Origin of the sequence: Halobaculum marinum (assembly GCF_029338555.1) — an archaeon.
GTDB classification, from domain to species: domain Archaea; phylum Halobacteriota; class Halobacteria; order Halobacteriales; family Haloferacaceae; genus Halobaculum; species Halobaculum marinum.
The window spans coordinates 256604-276369 of sequence record NZ_CP119989.1 but is presented as its reverse complement, the minus strand read 5'-3'; the positions used below and the strand labels follow the sequence as shown (position 1 = coordinate 276369).

Genomic DNA, 19766 nt, shown 5'->3' with positions numbered 1-19766 from the left:
CTCACATGAAGTCCGCGATAGAGCCCTGCTTGTTCTTGTCGTTCTCGAACACCGACTCCAGCGAGCGTTCGAGGATCTCTAGCCGCTGGATGGTGTACTCGCGGCAGCCGAACTCCGTGGCGACCTCCAGCGCGACGTCCATGTACTTGTTCACCGACCCCTGGTGGACGGTGAGCGTCATGTCGCCGCCGCACTCGCGGCAGTCGCCCGTCAGCGGCATCCGGCGGTACTTCTCGCCACAGCCGAGACAGCGCGTCTCCTGCCGGGAGAACGCGCGGAGGTTCCCGATCAGGTCCGGGAGGAAGTGGTACTCGATGACGCGCTCGGCCACGTCGGTCTCGTCGACGGCGCGGAGTTTGCGGGCGAGCGCGAGTTGCGCGTCCATCTTGTCCATCATCGACCCGAGCGTCTTGTACGCCGAGAGGTCGGGGCCGAGCGCGATGTCGGTCGTGTCGTGGGTGTGGTCGAAGCCGCGGTACTCGTCGTCGGTGCCGAGGGTGTCTTCGCCGAGTTGGATGCGGTCCTCGACCTCGCCGGGGTCGGCCATCTCCAGCGTCGCCTCGTAGAACTCGCGGGGGTACTGCCGGACGATGTCCATGTTGTGCGCCTCGTCGTCGATCTCGGAGGGGTCGATGCGCGAGGACATGACCAGTGGGGCGTCCATCTGCCCGCCCCGCTTGTCCGGCAGGAACGACTTGCTGAAGTTGAGCAGACCGTCCATGAGCAGCATGACGCAGTCCTCGTCGCCGTCGCATTGCTTTTGAGACAGGTCGTTCGCGACGAGCGAGTGGGTTCCCTCGACGGTCAGGCAGTACGTGTGCTCGGTGTCCGCCTCGACGTACTCGACAGTGGCGACGGCCTCGACGAGCGCGTCCTCGCCACCCCCGTCGAACGCGCGACGCGGCGTCGTCGCTCTGGTCTGGATCTGCTCGCGTAGGCGTTCCTCCTTCCGGTCCAAGTGGAAGCCGACACGCTCGGCAAACGCGACCGCGTCTTCGGAGGTGACACGGAGAACGTAGCTTCGAGCCGACATCGTCGGGTCGTCGACGTCGTAGTAGTCGGGGAACTTCGTGTGGAGCGGCACCGGGGCCTCGATGTCGACACGACCGACGACCCCGAGCCGTGACAGCAACGCGAGCAGGTCCTCTTTCAGCTCTCGACTCACGGTCGTCGCCGAGACGACTGCCGCGTTCGATTCGGCGGTTCCGTCGCCACTGAAATACCCACTGAGGTACGCCTCGACGATTCGTTCGTCGGCATCGAAGACGCACTGGGGTACGCGCTTCGTCTCCGCGGACGTCCCGGTGTCGAGGACGCTGTCGAAGAACACGCGGAGCAGTCGACCGGACGCGGTCACCTTCGCCTCGTTCTCACGGTACGGGTCGGCACCGAACTCCTCGCGCAGGGTTTCTACGTAGAAGTCTCGGGCCTGGTCCTCGGTTCCACAGATCGTCGTCTGGTGGATCGTCCCCTTCGGCGTCTCCTGTGCGCGAGTGAACCCCTCGGCGGCGTAGTAGCCGAGGAGTGTCGCCGTCCGTTCGTTCAATTCGACGTGTCTGTCGATCTCGACCGAGTCCCGCTTCACGCCGAGTTTCGCGTCCGTTGGAACGAATTCGAGCATCGACTCCGTCGAGTCGAAGAACTCCAACAGAAGTTCCGCCGGGAGGCTCCCCCGGTAGAGGTAATTGCTGAGTCCCTTCTTCGAGAGCCCGAGATACTCGGCGGTGCTCTTCAGCGGGTAGAACTGACCATCCCACTGCGGCGCGAGTCGGTCGCTGAACAGGTCGTAGAGCGCATCCTTCTCCAACCCCTTGATCATCAACCGCTCGTTGTCGATCGTCTCCGAGCTGACGAACTCCGCGAGGAGGTCGAACGTCTTCGTTCCGTCCGGGTCGACGCCGTCGAGTCGCGAGGGCTTGACCACGTGGTCGTCCTCGGTCACGTCTCTCGCGAGCTTCGTCTCGATCGCCCCTTCGTCGAAGACGTGCATCTCGTGGTCGGGTGTCACCGTGATCTCCCGACCGCTCCGTGTCTCCACGCGAACCATGTGTTCTGGTGCGACGTGCTTCGACACCGCGTCGACCGGGCGCAGTACCTCCTCACCGTCGTCGGTCAGCGACGGGACGAACACGTCGCCGTCGAGTTCCGACACGAGCGTCCCGAAGTCGTCCGCTGCGGGGTCGTCCAGTCGGTCCTCGACGAACTCGTCGATCCGACCGTAGTGCCACTCGCCGTCCTCGTCGCGGTACCACAGTTTCGTCTCCGGGTGGAAGCAGTTCCGGCGTTTTGCGGCGTGGAAGTACGGATGTGCGTACCCGACCGCCGCGCTCGTGAACCCGACCACGCGCCCGACGACCGCGGCGCTGGTGTGGGGCGCCATCCCGAACACCAACTCGCCGACGAGGTCGTCGCGCTCGTTCACCTCGTAGAACGGGTCCAGGTCGTAGAAGTCGGTGAGCAGTTCGTCGACGAAGTCCGCCGTCTTCATCATGTGCTCGGCGGCGCCGTCCGAGAGGACGATGTCCTGCACTTTCAGCTCGATGAGCTGGTCGTCGTGGACGAGCGGTTCGCCGTCGATGTCCGTCTCGTACCCCAGTTCTCGAAAGTGGTCGACGGTCACGTCGAGTTCCTCCGGACGGACCGACGTGACCGGGAGGTCGGTCATGTCGTAGCGGACGGTGCCGTCCTTGAACGACGTGACGCCGTGTTTCGCGCGGAACACGCCCTTCTCGATCGGTTCGGGCGTCTTGTTCGAGGAGGACAACCCCTGGACGCCTTTCAGAATCTCGAATGAGGCTTCGCGTTCGTCGGTCGCCCCCAGGGCGTCCCAGTACTCGTCGTTGAGGTGGATCGTGTGCCAGTCGGGGCTCTCCACCTCCCACTCACAGCGCGGGCACTCGACGCGCCCGGACTCGTCGGGTTCACAGACCGTGCCGCAGTCGTCGCACTCGTAGTACGGTTCGGTGTGCGAACCGCAGTCCGGACACAGGCACTTGAACGTGTGCTCGCCGCAGTCGGGGCACTCGCGCTCACCGACGAGCACGTCGTACACGCCCTTCCCCTTGTCCGTGCGGTTGCGGGCGGCCTCGCCCATCGAGCGCTGACTGCCACCCAACTCCTTGATCGGGAACAGCGTGTGCACTGCGGGTGAGAGGTCGCGGCTCTCGGACTTCTCCGGGCGGCCCATCCGGTTGCCGATGCGGGTCGGGGCGCGCTCGCGCACTGCGAAGTCGACGACCTCGTTCACCGCCCGAATCGCGTTCTCTCCGTCGTCCCACTCGGTCGCCTCCGCCGAGAGGTCGTCGCGCTCCCACTCGCGGCGCAGGCCGTCGGTGACGCCCAGTTGCCGGAGGAGCGGGCGGAAGTCGGGGATCCGGAGCGCGTCCTCGGTCTGGCTGTGTTCGACGAGCAGTTTCTCCAGCGCGCGCCGCACGGTGTCGGTGTTCTCGACGACGAGCAGGTCGCCGGTCACCTCGCCCGCCGCGGCGGCGTCGGCGACGGCGTCGTACTCGTCGACGCTGATGTCGTGCCAGCAGTAGGTGTACGCCGGGTGCAGCGGCGCGTCGTACTCGCCGACCCACGCGAGCGCCGTCTCCGCGTCGGGGTCGTCGAGGTCGATGGTGAGGTCGTCCTCCAGCGCCTGGAGGTCGGCGCCCGCGGCCGCGATGTCCTGTTCCCACCACTCGCGGACGTAGCCAGCGGGGACGAGTGGGTGGTTGTTCTCGACGAACTCGCCGAAGTTGACGAGGTACTCGCCGAGGTCGAGCACCTCTTCGACGCCGTTGCGAACCTCCAGCGCCTCCTTCGGGTCGTCGATGCGGCGCACGTCGCCGTTCGCCAGCCTGACCGTCGGCCCGTCGATGGAGTCGACGGGGACGACGCCGCCGGCTTTCCCGGGGCGCTCGGTCTTGATCTGGGTCCCAGTCGCGAGGAAGTCGTCGACGATGTGCATCGTCGCCGGGTGGACGCCCGCGGTCGCGAAGCCGTGGTTGCGCGCGCGACCGTAACGCAGGCGGAACCCGCCCGCTTCCGAGGGGTGCCCGAAGACGGGGCGCCCCGCGATGAGGTCGCGCAGGAACTTCTTCGAGGGCTCGGCCCGCGTCGACCCGGTCGGCTCCTCCTCGGTCTCGCCGTCGTCCGCGTCCTCCTCACCCTCGTCGGCGTCGGTCTCAGCGTCGTCGGTGCCGTCGTCCGCCTCGTCGCCGCCGTCGTCGTAGTACGTGCCGTCGATGAGGTCTTGGAGCCACGGCCAGTCGACCTCGTCGAGTTGGCGGGTGTAGCGCTGGATCTTCGGGGCCTTGAGCGCGATCCCCTCCGCGAGCACGAGGCACATCCCGCCGCGGGCGTTGTTGGTGTCGACGCGGTCGAGGTCGCGGAAGCCGGACACCTCCTCGTCGCCCGTCGCCTCGCCGTCCAGCATGATCGGCATGTGCTCGGCGATGAACTTCGTCTCCTTGTCCTTCGGCGTGTACTGGAGCCCCGTCTCCTTGTCGTACAGGCCGATCTCCTCGGCGTAGCGTTCGATCTCTTCGTCGCGAGCGCGGTACTCTTCGATGCCCAGCAGGGCGCGAGCGTAGTCGCCCACGAGCACGGACAGCGCCTGCGCGGTCCCACCCGCAGAGCGGATCGGGCCGGCGTAGTACACGTTGATGAACTCCGTGCCGTCGTCGTTCTCCAGGAGTTCGACGCGGTCGATGCCCTCGATGGGCGCGGCGACGACCCCCTCCGTCAGCAGGGCGACCGCCGTCCGCACTGCGCCTTCGATCTTCCCCGCGCGGGAGTCGAAGTCGCCGACGGTGCCCTCCACGAAGTCGGTCACCAACTCCAGGGCGGCCTCCTCGCGGGAGTAGTCCTCCTCCAGTTCGCGGACGCGCTCGGCGACGCCGGGGATGCCGAGGATGTTCTCGACGCGGTCGGCCATGTCGCGGGCGACGGGGATCTCGATCTCCGTCTCGGGGTCTTTCCCCTGCTGCTTGGCGGCCTCGGCGCGCTCGAACGCCTCGTCGAGTCGGTCCTCGATCCGGGTGAAGTAGCGCTCGTCGTCGGGTCTCATCGCGTCGCCTCCGCGGTCGCTGCGGTCGTCGGTGACGACCCCGGAACCGGGGTCACGGCGCCGTCGTGGGCACCGCCTCGGCTCGCGTGTCGGGGTCGTCGATGCACGTCACGTCGGTGAGCGGGGCAGGGTCATAAGGGTTCGTCAATCCGGTCTCGGGGCCGGTCACTCGCCCCCGACCCGCCGACTACAGCCAGAGGTCCAGATCGGTCACCGCGTCGTGTTCGCGCTCCAGCGGCTCCTCGAACGCGCGGAGGTACACCTCGCCCGCGAACACGGTGCCGCCGTCGAGGTGGCCCGCGAGCGCCTGCCCGCTGCGTCGCGAGAGGACCGCGTGGGTGTGGGCGAACCGCTCGCCGTCGAGCAGCGCGACGTTGCCGACGCAGGCGGCGACCTCCAACGGCTCGTCGAACGTCACCGACTGGTACTCCTGGTCGTCTTGGTCGTAGAACCACACCTCCGCGTCCTGCACCGCGCCCATGGCGTTGAACCACGCGGCGTCCGCCTCCACCTCGTTCGCGAGCGACTCGATCTCTTCGCGCCAGTCGGCGCCGTTGTCCAGGCTCGCCATGTACTCGCCGGCGACCTCGACCTCACGGTAGTTCATACGCGACGCGTCGGTCGACCGGCAGTAAAGCGTTGCCGCCGCGGGCGAGGCTGACCGGATGGGGTGCCTCGGTCCGAGCGGCGAGCGACACGGGCCGCGGGCGATCCTGGCCCGACGGGCGGCCTCGACGCGCGCCCTCGACGCGCGCCCCCGGTCCCGCACGAGGGTTCAAGTCGGATACCGGAACCAGTCGCGCCGATGCGACGCTGAGCACTGTCGTCGGCGGCGAGGCGGGTGTGCGGCCCGACCGCCGACGCGCGACCCACGTCGTCTCACGGGTCACAGGGCCGCCTGTCAGCCCCTTCGTGAGCGGAGCCTATCGCGTCGCCGCGTCGATGGCCTGGTCGAGGTCCGCGACGATGTCCTCGGGGTTCTCCACGCCGACCGAGAGGCGCACCATGTCCTGGGTGACGCCGGCGGCCACCTGCTCCTCCTCGGTGAGCTGCTGGTGGGTCGTCGACGCCGGGTGGATCACGAGCGTCTTCGCGTCGCCGACGTTCGCCAGCAGCGACGCCAACTCCGTGTTCTCGACGGTGTCGCGGGCGGCCTCGTAGCCGCCGGCGAGGCCGAAGGCGATCATCCCGCCGTAGCCGCCGTCGAGGTACTCCGACGCCTCCGCGTGCGTCTCGTGGTCCGGCAGCCCCGGGTACGTCACCCAGTCGACGGCGGGGTGGTCCGCGAGGTGTTCGGCGACGTGCTGGGCGTTCGCGCAGTGGCGCTCCATTCGCATCGGGAGCGACTCCAGCTTCTGCATCGTCGCCCACGCGTCGAACGGCGACTGCGCGCTCCCGAGGTCGCGGAGCCCGCGAGCGATCCCGGCGTAGGTGAGCGCCGCCTCGCCGAAGCGCTCGGCGAAGTTGACGCCGTGGTACGCCGGGTTCTCGGCGCCCAACTCCGGGAAGCGGTCGGCGTGTTCGCCCCACGGGAACGAGCCGCCGTCGACGAGGACGCCGCCGACGGTGGAGCCGGAGCCGTGGATCCACTTCGTCGTCGACTCCCACACGAGGTCCGCGCCGTGGTCGAGTGGGCGACACAGGTACGGCGTCGCGAACGTGTTGTCCACGAACAGCGGCGTGTCGTGCTCGTGGGCGATGTCGGCGATCCGTTCGATGTCGGGCGTCACGAGCGCGGGATTGCCGATGGTCTCCAGGTGGACGTACGCGGTGTCGTCGTCGATGGCCTCAGCGTAGGCGTCGTAGTCGAGCGTGTCGACGAAGCGCGTCTCGACGCCGCGGCGCTCGACGGTGTGGGTGAGGTAGGTGTAGGTGCCGCCGTACAGCGACGACGAGGAGACGATGTTGTCGCCCGCCGACGCGAGCAGGAAGTTCGCCAGATCGAACGACGCCATCCCCGAACTCGTCGGCACCGCGCCGACGCCGCCCTCCAGCGACGCGAGTCGTTCGCCCAGCCGTGCGACCGTCGGGTTGAGCAGCCTGCTGTAGATGTACCCCTCCTCTTCGAGTGCGAACAGCCGTGCCGCGTGGTCGGCGTCGTCGAACACGTAGGAGGTCGTCTGGTGGATCGGCGGCGCTCGTGCCCCCGTCGCCGGGTCGGGGTCGGCGCCCTCGTGCACGCTGCGGGTCCAGAAGCCGTAGTCGGTGTCGTCGCTCGTCATACTACCCGCGTGTACACACACGGACAGCTAAGTGCTACCGTCGGTCGCGGAACTCGCCGGAACCTGTGACGCCCGCCCGCCGCGTCGGGCCGGCGACGGTCGATCACCCGGGGAACAGGCTCGCGTGGACGGGTGCGCGGTCCGGGCCACGTCCGCGGCCACCGGGCGGCCCGTCGTCGTCGTCCTCGTCGCGGACGGCGCGGCCGCCGACACCGTCGGCGAGGAAGTCGCGCAGCGGCGGCCCCACCGACTCCGGTTCGACGAGGAACGCGTCGTGGCCGTGGTCGGAGTCGACGACGTGGTGGGCGGTCGGCACGTCGCCGTCGCGGGCCGCCGCCGCGAGCACGCGCGACTGCTCGACGGTGAAGTGCCAGTCGCCCGTGAACGACAGCGCGAGCAGTTCGCCCTCGAACGCCGCGAGCGCCTCCGCGTCGGAGCCGTAGCCCGCCGCGAGGTCGTACTCGTCCATCGCCCGCGTGAGGTAGAGGTAGCTGTTCGCGTCGAAGCGCGTGGTGAACGAGTCGGCGTTGTAGTCGAGGTACGACTCCACCTCGCGGTACGGGAAGAACCGCCCCGTCGGGTCGTCGGGGCCGTCGCCGAAGGCGTCGCGACCGGCGGCGCGGCGCCCGAACTTCCGCCCCATCGACGCCTTCGAGAGGTACATCACGTGACCGATGCGTCGGGCCTGCGCCAGCCCGTCGGCCGGGCTCGGTCGGTCGTCGCCGTAGTAGTCACCGCCGTTCCAGTCCGGGTCGGTGGTGATCGCCCGGCGCGCGATGGCGTCCAGCGAGAGGCACTGCGTGTCCAGTCTGGAGGCGGTCGCGACGGCGGCGACGCGGCGCACGTCGTCCGGGAACCGCTTCGCCCAGTCGAGGGCGTTCATCCCGCCGACGCTGCCGCCGACGACGGCGTGGAGGCGACCGACGCCGAGTCGATCGAGTAGCCGGCGTTGCGCACGCGTCCAGTCGCCGACCGTCACCGGTGGGAACTCGGTGCCCCACGGTTCGTCGTCGGGGCCGTCCGCGGGCGGCCCCGAGGAGCCGTAACAGGAGCCGGGGACGTTGACGCAGACGACGTAGTACTCGGTCGTGTCGATGGCCTTCCCCGGGCCGACCACGTCGTTCCACCACGCGCGGGCTTGCCCGGCGGTTTCGACGGCGTCGCCCAAGTCGTCGCCGTCGTGGTCGGCGCTGGAGGGTGCGTTCGAGACGTGCTGGCTCCCGGTGAGCGCGTGGCACACGAGCACGGCGTTGTCGCCGTCGAACTCGCCGTACGTCTCGTACGCGAGCCGGAGATTCTCGATCGACTCACCGCACTCGAAGCGGAACTCGCCGACCGACTCGACGGCGGTCACGCCGTCACCTCCGTGATGGCGCGGTCCAGATCCGCCACGATGTCGGCTGGGTCCTCGATGCCGACCGACAGTCGCAGGAGGTCGGGCGAGACGCCGGCCGCGCGCTGTTCGTCCGGGGTGAGCTGTGCGTGCGTCGTGCTCGCGGGGTGGATGATCAGCGAGCGCGCGTCGCCGATGTTCGCGAGGAACGACACCAACTCGACCGCCTCGCAGACGCCCTTCGCCGCCTCGTAGCCGTCTTCGAGGCCGAACACCACCATCCCGCCGAAGCCGTCGAGGTACTCGCTCGCGTTGTCGTGGGTCGGGTGGTCCGCGAAGCCGGGGTAGGTGACCCACGCCACGTCGGGGTGGTCGCGGAGGTGTTCGGCGACGATGCGGGCGTTCTCGCAGTGCTTCTCCATCCGGATCGGCAGCGTCGCGAGTCCCTGGAGCGTCTGCCACGCGTCGAACGGCGACTGCGGGTTGCCGAGCGTGCGGACGCCGCGGTGGCGCGCGACCTGCGCGAACGCCCGCTCGCCGAACCGCTCGGCGAAGTCAACGTCGAAGGCGGGGTTCTCGCCCGACAGCTCCGGGTAGTCGGCGGCCGGGTGGTCCCACGGGAACGTCCCGCCGTCGACGAGCACGCCGCCGACGGTGGTGCCGGCGCCGTGGATCCACTTGGTCGTCGAGTCCCAGACGATGTCGGCGCCGTGCTCGATGGGACGGCAGAGCGCGGGGGTCGCGAACGTGTTGTCGACGACCAGCGGCACCGCGTGTTCGTGCGCGATGTCGGCGATGCACTCGACGTCGGGCGTGACGAGTGACGGATTCGCCAGCGTCTCGACGTGGACGAACGCGGTGTCCTCGTCGACTGCCTCGGCGTACGCCTCGTAGTCGGTCGTCTCGACGGTGCGGAGGTCCACGCCGCGCCGAGAGGCCATATGCGCGAGATACGTGCTCGTGCCGCCGTACATATCGGCGCTGGCGACCACGTTGTCGCCGGCGCGCGCGAGGAGGCTCGTTGCGGTGTCGATGGCGGCCATCCCGGAGGCGGTGGCGACGGCGTCGACGCCGCCCTCCAGATCCGCGAGTCGCTTCTCAAGTACCCGGGTCGTGGGGTTGGAGATGCGCGTGTACACGTCGCCCTCCCGCTCCAGCGCGTACAGGTCCGCCGCGGTGTCGGCGTCGGGGAACGCGTAGGAGGTCGTCTGGTAGATGGGCGGCGCTCGGGCACCCGTCTCCGGGTCGCCGCTCCACCCCGAGTGCAGCGCGCGCGTCCGTGCCCCCAGATCGTCGCCCGCCCCGATCCCCCGCCGTCGCCCGTCCGCCGCCACCCCTTCCCCGGCCGATCGCGGGGTGTCGTCGTCGGTCATGTGTTACGGTCATATCCATGCGCGGGGATATGCGCGACAGTTACGGCAACGTTCGCCGGAGGGACACGAAGTCCCAAAGTCTAATGCGGGGACCGGGGGAAGCGGGCGTGTATGGCCGCTATCGAGTTGGAGGGCGTCACGAAGCGGTACGGCGACGTGACGGCCGTCAGCGACCTCCACCTGCAGGTCGAGGAAGGCGAGGTGTTCGGCTTCCTGGGCCCCAACGGCGCGGGGAAGTCCACGACGATCAACATGCTGCTCGACTTCGTGCGCCCCACGAGCGGCACCGTCCGGGTGCTCTCGCGGGACGCGCAAGCGGAGTCGGTCGCGGTGCGCCGTCGCACGGGCGTGCTCCCCGAGGGGTACGACGTGTACGACCGCCTCACCGGACGCCGCCACGTCGAGTTCGCGATGCGCTCGAAGGAGGTCGACGCCGACGTCGACGCGATCCTCGACCGCGTCGGCATCCTCGACGCCGCCGACCGCCGCGCCGGCGGCTACTCCAAGGGGATGCGCCAGCGCCTCGTCCTCGGGATGGCGCTCGTCGGCGACCCCGACCTGCTCATCCTCGACGAGCCCTCGTCGGGACTGGACCCGGCGGGAGCCAAGGAGATGCGTGAGATCGTTCGGGCGGAGGCGGACCGCGGCACGACGGTGTTCTTCTCCTCGCACGTGCTCGGACAGGTCGAGTCGGTGTGTGACCGTGTCGGGATCATGCGCGAGGGCGAACTCGTCGCGGAGGACTCCATCGAGGGCCTCCGCGAGGCCGGCGGCGGCGAGGAGCAGCTCGTCGTCACGGTCGACGCCGCCAGCGAGGACGACCTGGCGGCGGTCCGCGCGCTGGAGGGCGTCTCCTCGGCGGCGACCGACGGCGGCACCGTCACCGTCTCGTGTGCCAGCGACGCGAAGACGAAGGTGATCGGCGCGCTGGAGGACAACGGCGTGACGGTGAAGGACTTCTCCACGAAGGAGGCGAGTCTGGAGGACCTGTTCATCACGTACACGGAAGATGGTGCGGCGCCAGACGGAACGGCGCCGGCGAACGTGGGTGATGACCGATGAGTGTCGAGGCCGTCGCGCGCAAGGACTTCCAAGACGCCGTGCGCTCGCGCTGGCTGCTGGCGCTGTCGGCGTTCTTCGTGCTGCTCGTCTCGGCGGTCGTCTACGTCATTCGCCCGGGGCCGGGCCAGACGTTCCCGACGAGCGCGCTCCTCGGCTCGGTGTTCGTCCGCGACGCGCTGGTGACGACGCTCATCCCGCTCATCGCGCTGGTCGTCTCGTACAACGCGGTCGTCGGCGAACGCGAGTCCGGGTCACTGAAGCTCCTGCTCGCGCTCCCGCACTCCCGTGCGGACGTGGTGTTCGGGAAGGTGATCGGTCGTGCGGGCGCCATCGCGGTGCCCATCTCGGTGGGCTTCCTGCTGCCGGCGCTCGTCGCCGCCATCGGCCCGCTGTCGCTCCAGCCGCTCACGTTCCTCGGGTACATCCTGCTGACGCTGGTGTTGTCGTCGGCGTTCGTCGCCATCGCGGTCGGCTTCTCCGCGGGCGTGGCGTCGAACCGCCTCGCCATCGGCGGCGCGGTGGGGCTGTACTTCCTGTTCGTCCCGCTGTGGGGCGCCATCCAGTTCCCGCTGCGCCTGTACCTCGGCACGGGCGGCCCCGACTGGCTGCCCATCTCCGGGTCGGCGCTGCTGGAGTTGCTCCGACTGATCAACCCCACCGGCTCGTTCAAAATCGTCGCGGGCGAGTTCGTCAACGGCTTCCTGTTCGCCGCGGGGCAGGCGGGCGTCGAGGGCGGTGCGGGCCAGTACGCCCTCGACATGGAGATCGCGGCGTTCGCGATGCTCGCGGCGTGGCTGCTGGTGCCGCCGCTCCTGGGGCTGTGGCGGTTCGAAGACGCCGATCTGTAGTCGGCTGAAACGCCGCTGTTGGTCTTCTCGTCGCTGTTGGTCTTCTCGTCGCTGTTGGTCTTCTCGTCGCTGTTGGTCCTCTCGTCGTTGGCGGTGGTGTCCTGGCTGTTTCCGTCGGCGTGAGTTCCGTCCACTCGACAACGAACGCCCCCACGGCCCCGTTCAGTCCCCCCACCGCGCCCGCACCGCCCACACCCTCCCCAGCCGACTCGTTCGCCGCTCGCTCCGCTCCGGGTCGCTTCGCTCCCGGCTCACTCGTCCCTCGCGCGCTCCCGGCGGACACTGAGGTCCGCCGGCACGCGCCGTCCAGTTCGTCAGTCCTCGTCGCTCGGCGGCCAGTCGATCCCGTATTCCGCGAGGAGGTCGGCGAACTCGTCCTCGTCGACCTCGGGCACGTCGTTCGCGGCGGCGTCGTCGCGCTTGCTCGTCCCCGGCGAGTCGCCGATCACGAGGTAGTCGGTGTTACCCGAGACGGAGGAGGTCGCGTTCGCGCCGTGGGCTTCCACGAGGTCCTGTGCGACGCTCCGCGAGGTCGACAGCGACCCGGTGAACACGAAGGTGAGGCCGTCGAGCGCGTCGCCCGTGTCCGTCTCGTCGGGCTGGGGGTCGACGTAGTCGAGCAGGTCGTCGATGACGCGGGCGTTCTGCTCGGTCTCGAAGAAGTCGCGCACGGTGTGCGCGACCGTCTCGCCGATGTCGTCCACCTCGACCAACTCCGCCTCCGTGGCGTCCCTGACCGCCGCGAACGTGCCGAAGTGGCGCGCGAGGTTGCGGGCGGTCGCGCCGCCGACTTCGTGGATGCCGAGGGCGGCGAGGAACTCGTCGAGGTCGGGTTCGCGGCTCGCGCCGACTTCCCGGAGGAGGTTGTCGGCGCTCGTCTCGCCCCACCCCTCCAACTCGACCAACTCCTCGCGACGCTCCCCGAGTCGGTACAGGTCCGGCAGGGTCTCGACGAGGCCGGCCTCCCGAAGTTGTTCGACCGACTCCTCGCCGAGTCCCTCGATGTCCAGTCCGCCACGGCTGGCGTAGTGGACGACCGCGCGCTCGGCTTGCGCGGGGCACGCGAGGCCGTTCGGACAGAACGCGAGCGGGCCGTCGCGCTCGACGGCGCTCCCGCAGGCCGGACACTCGTCGGGGAACGCGTAGGCGGTGTCGCTGTGGGACTCCACCACCTCGGCGACCTGCGGGATCACGTCGCCGGCGCGCTTCACGCGCACCACGTCGCCGACGTTCACGCCCAACGACTCGATCTCGTCGGGGTTGTGGAGCGTCGCTCTGGACACCGTCACCCCGCCCACGTCGACCGGGTCGAGCAGCGCGACCGGCGTGAGTCGTCCCGTCCGCCCGACCTGCACGACGACGTCTTCCACCGTCGTCACCTCGTGGCGCGCGGGGAACTTGTACGCGAACGCCCAGCGGACGCTGCGCGCTTTCGTCCCGAGGCGCTCGCACGCCGCCCGGTCGTTCACCTTGATCACGACGCCGTCGATCTCGTAGTTCAGGTCCTCGCGGTCCTCGCCGAGGCGGTCGCGGTAGTCGATCGCCGCTTCGATGTCGGCGGCCGACTCCGCCCGGTCGTTCACGTGGAGGCCGAACGAGCGCAGCGCCTCCAGTTCCGCGAGGTGCGTCGCCGGGTGGCTGGGCGCGAGGCCGTCCTCGTCGCGCGGTTCGCCGTCGTCCCAGCCGAGCACGTCGTAGAAGAAGCAGTCGAGCGGGCGCTCGGCGACGGCGTCGAGGTCGAGTTGGCGGAGGGTGCCCGCGGCGGCGTTGCGTGGGTTGGCGAACGGCTCCTTCCCCGCCTCGACGCGCTCACGGTTGTGGTCTTGGAACGCGTCGCGGGGGATGAACACCTCCCCGCGCACCGCCAGCGTCTCGGGCGGGTCGCCCCCGAGGCGCTCCGGCACCGACCGGATCGTCCGCACCTGCTCGGTCACGTCGTCGCCCTCGTAGCCATCGCCGCGCGTCGCCGCCTGCACGTACCGGCCGTCCTCGTACACCACCTCGACGGAGAGGCCGTCGAACTTCGGTTCACAGGAGTACGCTACGTCGCCGACCTCTCGTCGGACGCGTGCGTCGAACTCGCGCACGTCGTCGGCCTCGCCCGACTGGTCGATGGAGAGCATCGGCGCCGCGTGCTCGACAGTCCCGAGTTCGTCCAGCGTCCCGCCGCCGACGCGTCGGGTCGGCGAGTCGCTCGCGTCGAGGTCGAACGCGGCTTCGAGGGCCGTCAGCCGCTCGAACAGCGCGTCGTACGTCCGGTCGGCGATCAGCGGGTCGTTCGCCGCGTAGTAGCGGTGGTCGTGCTCGCGGATCGCCGCCCGGAGGAGCGCGACCTCCCGCTCGGCGTCGTCGGCGTCGAGGCGCTCGATCGGCGTGAAGTCGGTGTCCGGTGCCGTCAGATACGGGTTGTTCGGCTCGGCGAACCGCAGGTCGTCCGCGTCGAGGTCCGCGGGCGTACTCATTGCCCGCGGTAGGGGTGCCCCCCGCGTCAATCCATCGGAGCCGAGATCACAGACCTCTGGACGGCGGTCGAATTCCGATGACAGATATCCGGCTCACGGCCTCAGCGGCCGGCAATATCGGGCTATCAGCGCGGATATTTTGACAACCGTCTTTTTAGTGATATCTCCCCTGTCAATCTTTCATGAGTAACGTGGAGGGGACTCGGACGGGCGCCGGCGTCGCCCAGCGATTCCGGGGGAAAGTCGACGAGGTCATCAGATACACACCGAGCGGCGACACGATCCCGGACGAACAGTGGAAGAAGCGCCACCGCACGATCCTGATCGCGTTGGTCGCACACATCCCGTTCTTGACGGCGCTGGGCCTGTACGAGGGCACTGAGTCGCTGGTGACGGGGGCGACCATCCCCGCGGTGCCGACCTGGCTGGTCGGCGGGCAGGCCGTGTTCCTCGTGGGGATCGCACTGCTTGCGAACTGGTCGCGTCTCGGCAGACGGTGGCAGACAGCGCTCACGTCACTCGGGCTGATGGCGAGTTCGACGTTCCTCGTCCGGTTCTCGGGCGGATTCATCGAGGCGCACTTCCACTTCTTCGTCGTCATGGCGGTCGTCGCCCTGTACGAGGACTGGGTGCCGTTCGCGCTCGGTCTCGTCTACGTGTCGGGGAGCCACGTCATCTTCTCGATGATCGACCCGACGAACGTGTACAACCACGAGGCGGCGATCCAGAACCCGTGGGTGTGGGCAGGGATCCACGCCGTGTTCATCCTCTTCCTCGCGGCGGCGCTGATGCGCAACTGGTTCTCCATCGAGAAGTCCCGCGAGGCGGCCGACGAGCGGATGGCGGCGGTCGAACGCCAGAAGTCGCAGGTGCGAGACGCCGAAGAGGCGATGGCGGAGGCCAAGCAGCGACGCGAGGAGGTCGAGCGGCTGAACGAGGTGCTGGAGTCGAAGGCGGACGCCTACAGTGCCCGGATGGCCCGTGCGGCCGACGGCGAACTGACCGTCCGTCTCGACGCCGACAGCAAGAGCGAAGCGATGGCAGAGATCGGCGAGGCGTTCAACGAGATGATGGACGAGATGGAGGCCGCCGTGAGCGACGTCAAGTCGGTCTCGCGGCAGGTCAGTTCCGCGAGCGGTCAGGCCTCGGTCGGCGTCTCCGAGGCGTCGCGCGCGGTCGACCGGATGAACGAGGCGAGCGACGGGATCGCCGACAGTGCCGACGAGCAGCGCGACCTCCTCGAGGAGGTGGCCGGCGAGATGAACACGCTGTCGGCGACGATCGAGGAGGTCGCCTCCTCGGCCGAGTCGGTGGCGGAGATCTCACAGGAGACCGCCAGCGTCGCCGAATCGAGCGAGGAGGCCGCCGCCGAGGCGATCGATCGCATGGACGAGGTCGAGGACACGATCGACACCACCGTCGACAACGTCAAATCGCTCGACGAGCAGATGGACGAGATCGGCGACATCGTCGACCTCATCGGCGACATCGCCAACCAGACGAACCTGCTGGCGCTCAACGCCTCCATCGAGGCCGCACGCGCCGGCGGCGGCGGCGACAGCAACGGGTTCACGGTCGTCGCCGACGAGGTGAAGCAACTCGCCGAGGAGACGCAGGAGGCCGCCACCGAGATCGAGTCGCTGATCGAGCGCACGCAGTCTCGCACCGACGCCACCGTGGACGAGGTCCGCGAGGCCGAAGCGCACATCGCCGAGAGCGCCGCCGCCGTCGAGGAGGTGTCCGAGTCGCTCTCGACGGTCGCCACGAACACCGAGGAGACCAACCACGGCGTCCACGAGATCAGCAGCGCGACCGAGGACCAGGCAGCCAGCACCGAAGAGGCGGTCGCGATGATCGAACCGGTGATCGACATCAGCCGACAGACCGCCACCGACGCGACGGAGGCCGCCGACACCGCCGAGGAACAGACGGAGTCGATGGCCGCCGTCTCCGCGGAGACTGAGTCGCTGTCGGCACAAGCCGACCGGCTCACAGACCTCCTCGCGGAGTTCGAGGTCGGCGGCACGGTCGCGGCCGACGCCGGGTCGCCCAGCGGCGACAGAGCCGAGGTCGCCGGCGACGGCGGCGCTCGGGTGGCGATAGAGGACGGCGGCACGACGGAGGACGACGGCGAGTTCCAGTTCGGCGCTGAGTCGGACGCCGAGCGCTGACCGAGTCCAGCACCGACCACTCCGGTCTCTCTCGTCGGTCACTCGCCGTCGGCTGACGGCGTGTCGGTCCGGACGGCGCCGCGTCGTTACCGTTCGTGCTGGACGTCCGGCACGAGGATTCCTTCGTTCTCGAACAGGTCTGCGAGGTCGAACATCGACTCGACGACCACGTCGCACGCCGGTTCGACAGCGGGCTTCGGCTCGTAGCCGACCGCGAGGCCGGCGACTTCCAGCATCGGCAGGTCGTTAGCGCCGTCGCCGACGGCGACGGTGCGGGTCATCGGGACGCCCTGCTCGTCGGCGACGCGCTCCAACTGCTCGTCTTTCGTCCCCTCGATGAGCGGCCCCTCCACACCACCGGTGAGGCGACCGCCCTCGATCGGGAGGCGGTTGGCGACGATTTCGTCGACCTCGACGCCCGCCTGCTCCAGCGCGGCGGCGACGCCGCGCTCGAAGCCGCCGGTGAAGATGGCGACGTAGTGGCCACGGTCGCGCAGCCGCTCGATGACCCGGGCGGCGCCCTCGCGCAGTTCCACCTGGTCCCACGCGATCTGCGCTTCCTCCTCTTCGAGGTGTTCGAGGAGGGCGGCGCGCTTCCGGAGGCTCTCGGCGTAGCTGAGTTCGTCATTCATCGCCCGGGCGGTGATGTCGGCCATCTCGTCGGCGACGCCGCACCGCTCGCCCAACAGCACGGTCATCTCCGAGTCCGACAGCGTTCCGTCGAAGTCGAACGCCACGAGTCGCGTCATGCTCGGTCGTTCGGGGCCCCCGGTCTCAACTCCTGTGGTTCGCGTCGGGGCACGATCACGTGTTCGTCCGTTGATGACGCACGACCGTGGAATCTCCACCCGAAACGATGGGGTTGTCTATCCAGTGATATGGATCGCTCTGGTGGGCAGGTTACGCCGACGTGGAAAGCCTTACCCACGCGCCGTGATTCCGGTCGCGCATGAAGGTACTCGTCACGGACCCCATCGCGGACGCGGGGATCGAGACGCTGCGAGACGCCGGCCACGAGGTCGAGACGGGGTACGACCTGGAGGGCGACGCGCTCCTCGACGCCGTCGCCGACGCCAACGCGCTGATCGTCCGCTCCGGGACGGACGTGTCCGCCGAGGTGTTCGAGGCGGCGCCAGAGCTCGTCATCGTCGGGCGCGCGGGCATCGGCGTCGACAACATCGACATCGAGGCCGCGACCGACCACGGCGTCGTCGTCGCGAACGCCCCCGAGGGGAACGTCCGCGCGGCCGCCGAACACACCGTCGCGATGACGTTCGCCGTCGCGCGCTCCATCCCGCAGGCGCACAGCCGTCTCAAGGACGGCGAGTGGGCCAAGGGCGACTACCTCGGGCGCGAGGTGAACAACAAGACGCTCGGCATCGTCGGCCTCGGGCGCGTCGGGCAGGAGGTCGCCAAGCGTCTCGACTCGCTGGGCATGGATCTGGTCGTCTACGACCCGTACATCAACGAGGAGCGCGCCGCCCAGTTCGGCGCCGAACTCGTCGACGACCTCGACGACTGCCTCGCCCGCGCGGACTTCGTCACCATCCACACGCCGCTGCTCCCCGAGACGGAGGGGATGATCGGCGCCGAGGAACTGGAGACGATGGGCGACGCCTACCTCGTCAACTGCGCACGCGGCGGCATCGTCGACGAACCGGCGCTCGCGGAGGCCGTCGAGAACGGGCCGGTCGCCGGCGCCGCGCTCGACGTGTTCGCCGAGGAACCGCTGGCCGACGACTCGCCGCTGCTCGACGTCGACGAGATCATCACGACGCCCCACCTCGGTGCCAGCACCGAGGCCGCCCAGGAGAACGTCGCCGTCGACACCGCCAAGCAGGTGATCGCGGCGTTCGCCGACGAACCGGTCGTCAACGCCCTGAACGCCCCGTCGGTCGACGAGTCGGCGTTCCCGCGCATCGAGCCGTACCTCGACGTGGCCGAGACCGCCGGCAAGATCGCCGCCCAACTGCTGGGCGAGCGCATCTCAGGCGTCGAGGTCCACTACGAGGGCGACATCGCCGCCGAGAAGGTCGACCTCGTCACCGCCAGCGCGCTCAAGGGCGTGTTCTCGCCGCTGGAGTACGAGGTGAACGCGGTCAACGCCCCGCAACTGGCGAAGGACCGCGGCATCGAGGTGACCGAGAGCAAGACACGCCAGGCCGAGGACTTCCAGAGCCTCGTCACGGTCACCGTGAAGGACGGCGACACGGAGCTGTCGGTGTGCGGCACCCTGTTCGCGGGCGACGACCCGCGCATCGTCCGCATCGACGGGTACCGCGTCGACGCCCGCCCGTACGGCCAGATGCTCGTCGCGCGCAACCGTGACGAACCGGGTGTCATCGGCCTCATCGGGAGCGTCCTCGGCGACGCCGGCGTCAACATCGCGGGGATGTTCAACGGTCGCGAGACCATCGGCGGGGAGGCGCTCACCGTGTACAACCTCGACAACGAGGTGCCCGACGACGCCATCGGGCGCCTGCTCGACGACGACCGGATCATCTCGGTGAACCAGATCGTCCTCGACGACGCCGACAACGGTCGCTGAGGCGCCACGCACAGTTCGATCCGGATCTCACCGCCGCTCGGATCCCACCGCTACTTCTCCGCGTTTCGGCGACCTCCGTTCCGACCACGCCCGACCGACGAGTGTCACAGTCGGTCGAACAGCCGCTGGATCGGCGAGGACGCCTCGCTCTCCGAGTCGTCGCCGTCCCGACGCCGTGCCGCGTCCAGCAGCGTCTCGTAGTGGTCGACGAGTTGCTCACGCTCCGAGCGTCGTTCGTCGAGGCGTTCACGGAGGCGCTCGTTCTCCCGTTTGAGGCGAGTCACCGTCGCCTCGCGCGCCGTCTCGTCGCTCCCGTCGCGGGCGTCGTCGCCGTCGCTGCCGCTGCCGCGGTCCGCGCGCTCATCCCCCATGTGACAACGTACCGACCGAAGGCGCAAAAAGCCTCGTCGGACGGAGGGGCGACGATCGGGTGACGCCCGCGCGTAATCCGTCTGCGTCGTCGGAGCCGTGGGCCGGTTCGTCGACCCAGAAACCGAGCGCCTCAGCTGGCTCGAATCAACTCGACGACCGCGGACACGGCTGCGAGTGTCCCGACGAGCAGGCCGATCGTTCCCAGCAGTTGGTTCCGCGGGACGGTGGTCGTCTGTGAGATCGTCAACAGTGCGAGTACCACGACGTGGAGGGCGAGGAGCCGGTCGGTGCGGTCGGACACGACACCGACCACTCGACCTCC

At 69.2% G+C, this 19766-nt stretch carries 13 protein-coding genes; 4 read left to right on the top strand and 9 right to left on the bottom strand.

Annotation, left to right across the window (positions count from 1 at the left end; genetic code table 11):
* Position 1: 1 nt before the first annotated feature.
* The 5 genes from polC to P0R32_RS01465 all read right to left on the bottom strand — a co-directional run bounded on the left by polC (position 2) and on the right by P0R32_RS01465 (position 9981).
* Positions 2-5053, bottom strand: a complete 5052-nt coding sequence (gene polC / locus P0R32_RS01485; protein WP_276238155.1) for a DNA polymerase II large subunit — start codon at positions 5051-5053, stop codon at positions 2-4.
* A gap of 187 nt (positions 5054-5240) precedes the next feature.
* Positions 5241-5660 (bottom strand): PPC domain-containing DNA-binding protein, encoded by a 420-nt coding sequence (locus P0R32_RS01480; protein WP_276238154.1) that lies wholly within the window; start codon positions 5658-5660, stop codon positions 5241-5243.
* Between the two features lie 316 nt (positions 5661-5976).
* On the bottom strand, positions 5977-7275 hold the full coding sequence (locus P0R32_RS01475; RefSeq protein WP_276238153.1) for an O-acetylhomoserine aminocarboxypropyltransferase/cysteine synthase family protein: 1299 nt from the start codon (positions 7273-7275) through the stop codon (positions 5977-5979).
* 103 nt (positions 7276-7378) lie between these two features.
* The gene (gene metX, locus P0R32_RS01470) at positions 7379-8629 is read right to left on the bottom strand and encodes a homoserine O-acetyltransferase MetX (protein ID WP_276238152.1); all 1251 of its coding nucleotides are present in this window, start codon (positions 8627-8629) and stop codon (positions 7379-7381) included.
* Positions 8626-9981: an O-acetylhomoserine aminocarboxypropyltransferase/cysteine synthase family protein gene (locus tag P0R32_RS01465; protein WP_276238151.1), complete on the bottom strand. Its 1356-nt coding sequence runs from the start codon at positions 9979-9981 to the stop codon at positions 8626-8628. Before P0R32_RS01465 ends, metX begins: the two co-directional genes overlap by 4 nt.
* A 111-nt stretch (positions 9982-10092) precedes the next feature.
* Here P0R32_RS01465 and P0R32_RS01460 point away from each other — a divergent pair, with 111 nt between their 5' ends.
* Together P0R32_RS01460 and P0R32_RS01455 are read left to right on the top strand one after the other, a co-directional pair.
* Positions 10093-11043, top strand: coding sequence for an ABC transporter ATP-binding protein (locus tag P0R32_RS01460; RefSeq protein WP_276238150.1), 951 nt, complete (start codon positions 10093-10095; stop codon positions 11041-11043).
* The gene (locus tag P0R32_RS01455; RefSeq protein WP_276238149.1) at positions 11040-11891 is read left to right on the top strand and encodes an ABC transporter permease; all 852 of its coding nucleotides are present in this window, start codon (positions 11040-11042) and stop codon (positions 11889-11891) included. Before P0R32_RS01460 ends, P0R32_RS01455 begins: the two co-directional genes overlap by 4 nt.
* 314 nt (positions 11892-12205) lie before the next feature.
* On the opposite strand, the gene ligA is transcribed toward P0R32_RS01455, so the two are convergent.
* Positions 12206-14353 carry an NAD-dependent DNA ligase LigA gene (gene ligA / locus P0R32_RS01450; protein WP_276238148.1) on the bottom strand — a complete coding sequence of 716 codons (2148 nt, stop codon included), beginning with the start codon at positions 14351-14353 and terminating at the stop codon, positions 12206-12208.
* Between the two features lie 182 nt (positions 14354-14535).
* Here ligA and P0R32_RS01445 point away from each other — a divergent pair, with 182 nt between their 5' ends.
* Positions 14536-16524 carry a methyl-accepting chemotaxis protein gene (locus P0R32_RS01445; protein WP_276238147.1) on the top strand — a complete coding sequence of 663 codons (1989 nt, stop codon included), beginning with the start codon at positions 14536-14538 and terminating at the stop codon, positions 16522-16524.
* Between the two features lie 86 nt (positions 16525-16610).
* On the opposite strand, the gene serB is transcribed toward P0R32_RS01445, so the two are convergent.
* Positions 16611-17273: a phosphoserine phosphatase SerB gene (serB, locus tag P0R32_RS01440; RefSeq protein ID WP_276238146.1), complete on the bottom strand. Its 663-nt coding sequence runs from the start codon at positions 17271-17273 to the stop codon at positions 16611-16613.
* Positions 17274-17473: 200 nt separating this feature from the next.
* Between serB and serA the strand changes: the two genes are divergently transcribed.
* Positions 17474-19072 (top strand): phosphoglycerate dehydrogenase, encoded by a 1599-nt coding sequence (gene serA / locus P0R32_RS01435; protein ID WP_276238145.1) that lies wholly within the window; start codon positions 17474-17476, stop codon positions 19070-19072.
* A 104-nt stretch (positions 19073-19176) separates the two neighbouring features.
* On the opposite strand, the gene P0R32_RS01430 is transcribed toward serA, so the two are convergent.
* Together P0R32_RS01430 and P0R32_RS01425 are read right to left on the bottom strand one after the other, a co-directional pair.
* A complete protein-coding gene (locus P0R32_RS01430; protein ID WP_276238144.1) occupies positions 19177-19443 on the bottom strand; it encodes a hypothetical protein in 267 nt (88 codons plus the stop codon).
* A 131-nt stretch (positions 19444-19574) separates the two neighbouring features.
* Entirely contained in the window at positions 19575-19745 is a 171-nt protein-coding gene (locus P0R32_RS01425) for a hypothetical protein (RefSeq protein WP_276238143.1), read from the bottom strand.
* Positions 19746-19766 lie beyond the last annotated feature (21 nt).

Bases quoted from the DNA above. Each gene is read 5' to 3' on its own strand.
- P0R32_RS01460 (WP_276238150.1), top strand. From the start codon at position 10,093: ATGGCCGCTATCGAGTTGGAGGGCGTCACGAAGCGGTACGGCGACGTG.
- polC (WP_276238155.1), bottom strand. From the start codon at position 5,053: ATGAGACCCGACGACGAGCGCTACTTCACCCGGATCGAGGACCGACTC.
- ligA (WP_276238148.1), bottom strand. From the start codon at position 14,353: ATGAGTACGCCCGCGGACCTCGACGCGGACGACCTGCGGTTCGCCGAG.
- P0R32_RS01475 (WP_276238153.1), bottom strand. From the start codon at position 7,275: ATGACGAGCGACGACACCGACTACGGCTTCTGGACCCGCAGCGTGCAC.
- P0R32_RS01455 (WP_276238149.1), top strand. From the start codon at position 11,040: ATGAGTGTCGAGGCCGTCGCGCGCAAGGACTTCCAAGACGCCGTGCGC.
- P0R32_RS01465 (WP_276238151.1), bottom strand. From the start codon at position 9,981: ATGACCGACGACGACACCCCGCGATCGGCCGGGGAAGGGGTGGCGGCG.
- serB (WP_276238146.1), bottom strand. From the start codon at position 17,273: ATGACGCGACTCGTGGCGTTCGACTTCGACGGAACGCTGTCGGACTCG.
- P0R32_RS01445 (WP_276238147.1), top strand. From the start codon at position 14,536: ATGAGTAACGTGGAGGGGACTCGGACGGGCGCCGGCGTCGCCCAGCGA.
- P0R32_RS01430 (WP_276238144.1), bottom strand. From the start codon at position 19,443: ATGGGGGATGAGCGCGCGGACCGCGGCAGCGGCAGCGACGGCGACGAC.
- P0R32_RS01480 (WP_276238154.1), bottom strand. From the start codon at position 5,660: ATGAACTACCGTGAGGTCGAGGTCGCCGGCGAGTACATGGCGAGCCTG.
- serA (WP_276238145.1), top strand. From the start codon at position 17,474: ATGAAGGTACTCGTCACGGACCCCATCGCGGACGCGGGGATCGAGACG.